This is a genomic window from Neobacillus notoginsengisoli, assembly GCF_003515685.1.
Classification (GTDB): Bacteria; Bacillota; Bacilli; order Bacillales; family Cytobacillaceae; genus Bacillus_D; species Bacillus_D notoginsengisoli.
This window is the reverse complement of the sequence record NZ_QWEG01000026.1, coordinates 21,205-29,028: the sequence shown is the minus strand read 5'-3', so window position 1 is coordinate 29,028 and position 7,824 is coordinate 21,205. Positions and strand designations below refer to the sequence as shown.

The window sequence follows — 7,824 nt, the reverse complement described above, 5'->3', positions numbered from 1 at the left end:
TGAGAGTAGGACGCTGCCGGGCAACACAAAGACAACCTGAATGGGTTGTCTTTTTTTGTGCTTGTAAATAAACACTGGTTATGCGACAGGAAATCATCAAAACGGGGTGTTACTGTCGCAAAAGTGCCGGCTATGCGACAGCAATCCTCCAAAACCAAGTTTTATAGTCGCATAAGGACTGGCTATGCGACAGTAATGCTTCAAAATCCAGGTTTGTTGTCGCATAAGTGCCGGCTATGCGACAGCAATGCTCCAAAACCAAGTTTTATAGTCGCATAAGGACTGGCTATGCGACAGCAATGATCCAAAATCCAGGTTTCTTGTCGCATAAGTGCCGGCTATGCGACAGCAATGATCCAAAACCCAGGTTTCTTGTCGCATAAGTGCTTGCTATGCGACAGTAAAGTTTCAAAACCAAAGTTTATTGTCGCATAAGATAGGATATACGACAGTAACGCACAAAATCCGCAACCGAAACCATACCGTTAAAAAAGATGCCCAATACATACCCTCGTTTTATTTCGCCTCCCGAATGAGGCACTGGAACCGTCCCCTGCCTCACTTAATGACGAACAATAAAGATTAACATAGTTTTATTGTTCGTTTTTCGGTTGACTGAGGGGATTTTTGTTGTTATGATGGGGGCGAAAAGTTTATAGTTTGCCCTCGTATAATTTTGGGGATAGGGCCCATAAGTTTCTACCTGGCGACCGTGAATTGCCGGACTATGAGGGAAAGTGGTGCATTCGGGGAATGGTTTCTTTAATTTTGCATATTTTTGCATATCTCTGTTTGCAATTGTACTAGGACTCCCTGATAGCCCTGGTCAGACTGCTTTCTCTTGTAAGGAGAAGCTTCTGGCCAGGGTTTTTTATTTTGCTTAAGAGGATGGTGAGGGTTGTGGAAGTAAAGGTTGCGGTTATTATGGGGAGTAAGTCGGATTGGGAGACAATGAAACACGCATGCGCCGTGCTTGAAAGCCTTGGGGTGCCATTTGAGAAGAGAGTAGTTTCCGCCCACCGGACCCCTGATTTAATGTTTCAGGTTGCTGAAGAGGCCAAAGAGCGGGGATTGGAAGTGATCATTGCCGGTGCGGGCGGAGCTGCTCATTTGCCGGGAATGGTTGCGGCAAAGACGATTGTCCCTGTGATTGGCGTTCCTGTGCAGTCTAAGGCTCTGAACGGTTTGGATTCCCTGCTATCGATTGTCCAGATGCCTGCCGGAATACCGGTTGCAACCATGTCGATTGGTGAAAGCGGAGCGAAAAACGCTGGTCTTTTGGCTGCCCAAATCCTTGCGATAAAGGATCGCGAACTTAACACAAAAATTGAAGAAATGAGAAAAGCCGCAAGTGAGGCGGCGAAGGAAAGCAGTGATCAGCTTGTCTAGGAAAGTTATTTTACCTGGTGGGACGATCGGCATAATTGGCGGCGGACAACTAGGAAGAATGATGGCACTTTCGGCAAAAGCGATGGGTTACCGAGTGGCGGTGCTGGATCCAACTCCTGAGTCACCGTGCGGCCAGGTGGCGGATGATAAAATAATCGCTCCCTACAGCAGCCAGGAGGCTATGGAACAGCTTGCCGAACGAAGCGATGTTATCACCTATGAATTTGAAAACATAGATGAAGATGCACTTGAGAATGCCTCAAGGATTACCTGGGTCCCTCAGGGGTCGGAACTGCTTAAGGTTGCGAAGGACCGGATTGCCGAGAAAGAGACAATTACTTCAGCAGGGCTTCCGGTTGCCCCTTACTATCCTGTCAAAACGGAACAAGAACTTATAGGAGCAGCGGATGAACTCGGCTTTCCTTTTGTTATTAAAACAGCAACAGGTGGTTATGACGGCAAGGGCCAAGTTGTTGTAAAAGATGAACAAATTCTTTCAGAAGCAGCGGGACTGCTCAGCCAAGGACCTTGTGTCATCGAGAAATGGCTTTCTTTTGCAAAAGAAATATCTGTCATTATAACAAGAAATACGAATAGGGAAACGGCTGTTTTCCCGGTTGCTGAGAATATTCATGAAAACAATATTCTTCATCAGACAATCGTACCCGCAAGGATTAGCGATTTGGCAGAGAAAAAAGCAATTGAGCTTGCAGTCCTGCTTGCGAATGCGCTTGAGCTGGTTGGAACGCTTGCGGTAGAGATGTTCCTAATGAAAGATGACTCAATTTTTATAAATGAAATTGCACCAAGGCCGCATAATTCGGGCCACTATACAATCGAAGCTTGTGAAACCTCGCAGTTTACCCAGCATATTAGGGCTATATGCAATCTTCCGCTAGGCAGTACAGCGTTGCACAAACCAGCAGTCATGGTAAATGTGCTTGGTGAGCATCAGGAAAAGCTGCTAACAAGCTTGCCTGGACTCCGGGACTGGAACGTGCATCTTTACGGCAAAAACGAGGCAAAAACAGGACGCAAAATGGGGCATGCCACACTGATTCGTTCGTCTGTTGATGAGGCGCTCCAAGAAATTGAGCATATCGGTATTTGGCCTAAGAAACGAATAGCCGCAATCGGCCGGTGAGAGGAGAACAGACGGATGGGAGAGCTTTTGTACGAAGGGAAGGCAAAAAAGATTTATAGTACGGATGATGAACAGGTTGTTCTAGTCGAGTACAAGGATGCAGCGACGGCTTTTAACGGGGAAAAAAAGGCCGAAATCATAGGAAAAGGGCGCTTAAATAATGAAATCAGCTCTCTTCTCTTTGAAAGGCTCAGAGAAAGCGGCATAGAATCGCATTTCATTAAAAAGGTGTCGCCAACGGCCCAACTTGTCAAAAGGGCTGAAATTATTCCACTTGAGGTTGTTGTCCGGAATATTTCTGCGGGAAGTATGGCAAAACGCCTTGGTATGGAGGAAGGGCGACCGCTGCGAAAGCCGATTGTCGAGTTCTATTTGAAGGATGACAGTCTGGGCGATCCGCTTATTACGGAGGACCATATTCTTGAGCTTGAGGCCGCGGCACCTGGTGAGATACGGATTTTGAAGGAAAAGGCTCTTGAAGTGAATGCTTTCTTAACTTCATTTTTCAGAAGTTTTGGAATTATACTGGTCGATTTCAAGCTTGAGTTTGGGAAGGATGCATTCGGCAGGATCCTGTTGGCCGATGAAATTTCACCTGATACATGCCGTCTCTGGGATATGAAGACGAATGAGAAGCTTGATAAGGATGTATTCAGAAGGAATCTTGGCAGTATCACTGAAGCGTACGAAAAAATACTCGTCCGATTGGGAGGCTAATTTCATGGTTAAAGTGAAAGTGTTTGTCACATTGAAGGAAAGTGTTCTAGATCCACAGGGGAAGGCAGTTTCAAATGCGCTACAATCTCTTGGATATGAAGAGGTTGCTGATGTTAGGATTGGCAAATATATGGAGCTTACCATTGAGCCTTCTGGAAGGGACATCGAGACTGTTGTCCGGGATGCATGCGAAAAACTTCTTTCAAACCCGGTCATCGAGGATTACCGCTATGAGATCGAGGAGGCTGTCACCCAATGAAATTCGCAGTGATTGTCTTTCCTGGATCCAACTGTGATGCAGACATGTATCATGCAATCAAGGATGAGCTTGGCGCTGGGGTGAAATACGTCTCGCATACGGAAACAAACCTTGAAGGATACGATGGCATTCTCCTGCCGGGTGGATTTTCTTACGGCGACTACCTTCGCTGTGGAGCGATTGCCCGCTTCAGTGCCATTATGGCAGAAATCAAAAAGGCGGCCGAAGCAGGGAAACCGATCCTCGGCGTTTGCAACGGATTTCAAATTCTGCTCGAAGCAGGCTTGCTTCCAGGCGCGCTAAGAAAAAATGACAGCCTGAAATTCATCTGTTCCCCTGTCAAAGTCAAGGTCGAAAACAACCGTACGATGTTTACGAGCGGATATGAGGAAGAGCAAACGTTAACGATTCCAGTTGCTCATGGGGAAGGAAATTATTTTTGCGATGAAGAAACACTTGCGAGCCTGAAAGCGAACGGGCAAATTGTTTTTACGTATGAAGAAAACATTAATGGCAGCCTTGAAAATATTGCCGGCATTGTAAACGAACGTGGAAATGTCCTAGGGATGATGCCGCATCCAGAGCGGGCAGTCGATGTCCTGCTCGGAAGCGCGGATGGCCTTGCGCTGTTCCAATCAATTGTAAAGCAATGGAGGGAATCACATGTTGTTAAAGCTTGAGCCGTCTCCAGAACAAATTAAGACTGATCGATTATATAGACAAATGGGTCTTTCCGATTCGGAATTTGCGAAGGTTGAAGAAATTCTTGGCCGACTCCCGAATTATACGGAAACAGGGCTTTTTTCGGTCATGTGGTCCGAGCATTGCTCTTACAAGAATTCAAAGCCGATTTTGAAAAAGTTCCCGACTAAAGGAGAGCGCGTTCTTCAGGGACCCGGTGAAGGGGCCGGGGTTGTTGATATCGGCGATGGGCAGGCGGTCGTGTTCAAAATTGAGAGCCATAACCATCCATCTGCCATTGAGCCATACCAAGGCGCGGCGACAGGTGTAGGCGGCATCATCCGCGATATTTTTTCGATGGGTGCGAGGCCGATTGCGCTGCTGAACTCTTTACGGTTTGGAGAACTCGATTCGTCTTCGCGGGTTCGCTATCTTTTCAAAGAAGTTGTCGCAGGCATTGCCGGTTATGGAAACTGCATTGGCATCCCAACGGTCGGCGGGGAGATTCAGTTCGACGCTTCGTATGATGGCAATCCGATTGTCAATGCGATGTGCGTCGGGCTCATTAACCACGAGGATATGAAAAAGGGACTCGCAAGCGGCGTTGGCAATACAGTCATGTATGTTGGCGCAAAAACTGGCCGGGACGGCATTCACGGAGCAACGTTCGCCTCTGAGGAACTGACGGATGAGTCGGAAGGGAACCGCCCGGCAATCCAGGTGGGCGACCCGTTCATGGAAAAGCTTTTGCTCGAGGCGTGCCTTGAACTCGTGAAATCGGATGCCCTTGTCGGCATTCAGGACATGGGGGCCGCCGGGCTGACAAGTTCAAGTGCGGAAATGGCGAGTAAAGCCGGGTTCGGGATTGAAATGAACCTTGACCTTGTCCCGCAGCGGGAAACCGGGATGACTGCCTATGAAATGATGCTGTCCGAGTCCCAGGAGCGGATGCTCATTGTTGTCAAAAAGGGCCGCGAACAGGAAATAACCGATCTTTTTTCAAAATTTGACCTCGAAGCTGTTGCGATTGGCACAGTGACAGAAGATAAAAAACTCCTTCTTGTGCATCAGGGAGAAGTTGCGGCGGACGTACCGGTGGATGCGCTAGCACTAGATGCGCCGGTGTATCATAAGCCATCCGCAGAGCCTGAGTACTTCCGCGAGTTCCAGGCGATGGGGAATCCGGTTCCGGAAGTGGAGAATTTCCAGGAGACATTACTCAGCCTGCTGAAGCAGCCGACGATTGCTTCAAAGGAATGGGTTTATAACCAATACGATTACATGGTCGGGACGAGTACCGTTGTGGCCCCGGGCTCGGATGCAGCTGTGATCCGGATTCGCGGGACGCAAAAGGCGCTCGCGATGACGACCGACTGTAATTCCCGCTATTTGTATCTCGACCCGGAAACCGGCGGAAGAATCGCAGTAGCGGAGGCTGCAAGGAATGTGGTTTGTTCGGGTGCCGAGCCTTTGGCTGTTACGGACAATCTGAACTTCGGAAGCCCGGAAAAACCGGAAATCTTCTGGCAGATGGAGAAGGCGGCCGATGGAATCAGCGAAGCTTGTCTCGCAATGAACGCACCGGTCATCGGCGGGAATGTCTCGCTTTACAATGAAACGAATGGAAATGCGATTTACCCAACGCCGGTTATCGGCATGGTTGGGCTGATCAATGACATAAGCCACATCACAACCCAGGAATTCAAAGAAGCAGGCGACCTGATTTATTTGCTAGGTGAAACGAAGGATGAGTTCGGAGGCTCCGAACTGCAGAAGCTCATTCATGGGGACATTTTTGGCAAAAGCCCTGAGCTGGATCTTGAAACGGAGGTGAAACATCAGAAAGCAGTCCTGGAGGCGATTCATGCCGGGCTTGTCCAGTCGGCGCATGACCTGTCCGAAGGCGGCCTTGCGGTGGCCCTTGCCGAATGCTCCATTGGGTCCGAAAGGCTGGGCGCTGCAGTTGAGATGGACGGAAATCCTGTTTCGGCACTTTTCAGCGAGTCACAATCTAGGTTCCTTTTGACAGTGAAAAAAGAAAACCAGGAACGATTCGAATCATTGACTGGTGCGAGCTTGATCGGCACGGTAACTGAAGAACCGGCTTTAACGATGACAGTTAACGGAGAAACAGTAATAGATGAACAAGTCGAGAAGCTGGAGTCAGCCTGGAGAGGAGCCATCCCATGCTTGCTGAACTGAGGGGACTGAACGAGGAATGCGGGATATTTGCGGTATGGGGGCATGAAGATGCCGCAAGGATTACTTACTATGGTCTCCATAGCCTTCAGCATAGGGGACAGGAAGGCACAGGGATTATTACATCGGACGGTGAAAAACTTGCCGGGCATAAAGGGGAAGGACTAGTTGCTGAGATTTTTAATGAACAAGCGTTGAGCGGTTTGAAGGGTGAGGCGGCAATCGGGCATGTCCGATACGCGACTCAAGGCGGGGGCGGATATGAAAATGTCCAGCCCCTTCTCTTCCACTCCCAGACAGGGAGCATGGCGCTCGCCCATAACGGCAATCTTGTTAATGCCAAGTTGATTAAATCAATTCTTGAGCAGCAGGGCAGCATCTTCCAAACAAATTCTGATACAGAAGTGCTGGCTCACCTGATTAGGAGAAGCGGTGAGTGGATCCTGAAGAACCGTGTCAAACATGCCCTTAAGCAAATTGAGGGGGCCTTCGCATATGTTCTTTTGACAGAAAAAGAGCTGATGGTTGCCCTAGATCCGCAGGGCTTACGACCACTTTCGCTTGGCAGGATAGGCGATGCCTTTGTGGTCGCCTCCGAAACATGCGCCTTTGATGCAATCGGCGCCAAATTTATCCGTGATATTTTGCCTGGGGAATTGCTTGTTATAAATGATAACGGCCTTCATACAGAGTTCTTTTCTGAACACAGGAATGAAGCAATCTGCACGATGGAGTATATTTATTTCTCGCGGCCTGACAGCAATCTCCACGGAATGAACGTCCATTCTGCCAGAAAGAATCTGGGCAAAAGGCTGGCATTTGAGGCCAAAATTGAGGCGGATGTCGTGACCGCGGTTCCTGACTCAGGCGTGTCCGCAGCGATTGGATATGCAGAGGCTTCAGGCATTCCCTATGAATTGGGACTGATTAAAAATCGCTATGTCGGCCGCACGTTCATCCAGCCGTCCCAGTCGCTGAGGGAGCAGGGGGTTAAAATGAAGCTTTCCGCTGTCAGAGGGGTTGTGGAAGGGAAGCGGGTGATCATGGTGGACGATTCAGTTGTCCGTGGGACGACAAGCAAGAGGATTGTCAGGATGTTGAAGGATGCGGGAGCTCTTGAAGTGCATGTTGTCATCAGTTCCCCGCCCATTACGCATCCTTGCTTTTACGGGATTGATACATCCACGAAAGAAGAATTGATTGCCCATAACCATACCCACGAAGAAATTAAAAGATTGATAGGGGCCGATTCACTCACATTCCTTAGCACAGAAGGCATGCTTGAAGCGATTGGGCGGAAAAATGCCGGGAAAAACTGCGGACAATGCCTAGCCTGCTTTACAGGCGAATACCCGACGGAACTGTATCCTGACACACTTCAATACTATTATCAAAAATAACATCCAGGGAGCTGGAGACCGAACTAAAAAGGGAG

The 7,824-nt window shown here is 48.7% G+C and carries 7 protein-coding genes and 1 riboswitch; all 7 genes read left to right on the top strand.

The window, feature by feature from the left end:
- The first annotated feature begins 646 nt into the window (after positions 1-646).
- Positions 647-748: riboswitch (purine riboswitch) on the top strand.
- A 152-nt stretch (positions 749-900) separates the two neighbouring features.
- From purE to purF, 7 genes are read left to right on the top strand one after another with little or no spacing between them, the layout of a single operon-like run.
- A complete protein-coding gene (purE, locus tag D1B31_RS23010) occupies positions 901-1,389 on the top strand; it encodes a 5-(carboxyamino)imidazole ribonucleotide mutase (protein ID WP_118924897.1) in 489 nt (162 codons plus the stop codon).
- On the top strand, positions 1,382-2,533 hold the full coding sequence (gene purK / locus D1B31_RS23005) for a 5-(carboxyamino)imidazole ribonucleotide synthase (RefSeq protein ID WP_118924889.1): 1,152 nt from the start codon (positions 1,382-1,384) through the stop codon (positions 2,531-2,533). The genes purE and purK overlap by 8 nt, the downstream gene beginning before the upstream one ends.
- A 15-nt stretch (positions 2,534-2,548) precedes the next feature.
- The gene (purC, locus tag D1B31_RS23000; RefSeq protein WP_118924887.1) at positions 2,549-3,250 is read left to right on the top strand and encodes a phosphoribosylaminoimidazolesuccinocarboxamide synthase; all 702 of its coding nucleotides are present in this window, start codon (positions 2,549-2,551) and stop codon (positions 3,248-3,250) included.
- A 4-nt stretch (positions 3,251-3,254) separates the two neighbouring features.
- Entirely contained in the window at positions 3,255-3,509 is a 255-nt protein-coding gene (gene purS / locus D1B31_RS22995) for a phosphoribosylformylglycinamidine synthase subunit PurS (protein WP_118924885.1), read from the top strand.
- The gene (purQ, locus tag D1B31_RS22990) at positions 3,506-4,189 is read left to right on the top strand and encodes a phosphoribosylformylglycinamidine synthase subunit PurQ (RefSeq protein WP_118924883.1); all 684 of its coding nucleotides are present in this window, start codon (positions 3,506-3,508) and stop codon (positions 4,187-4,189) included. Before purS ends, purQ begins: the two co-directional genes overlap by 4 nt.
- The gene (gene purL, locus D1B31_RS22985; protein ID WP_118924881.1) at positions 4,173-6,392 is read left to right on the top strand and encodes a phosphoribosylformylglycinamidine synthase subunit PurL; all 2,220 of its coding nucleotides are present in this window, start codon (positions 4,173-4,175) and stop codon (positions 6,390-6,392) included. Before purQ ends, purL begins: the two co-directional genes overlap by 17 nt.
- On the top strand, positions 6,377-7,789 hold the full coding sequence (purF, locus tag D1B31_RS22980; RefSeq protein ID WP_118924879.1) for an amidophosphoribosyltransferase: 1,413 nt from the start codon (positions 6,377-6,379) through the stop codon (positions 7,787-7,789). The genes purL and purF overlap by 16 nt, the downstream gene beginning before the upstream one ends.
- The last annotated feature ends 35 nt before the right edge of the window (positions 7,790-7,824 follow it).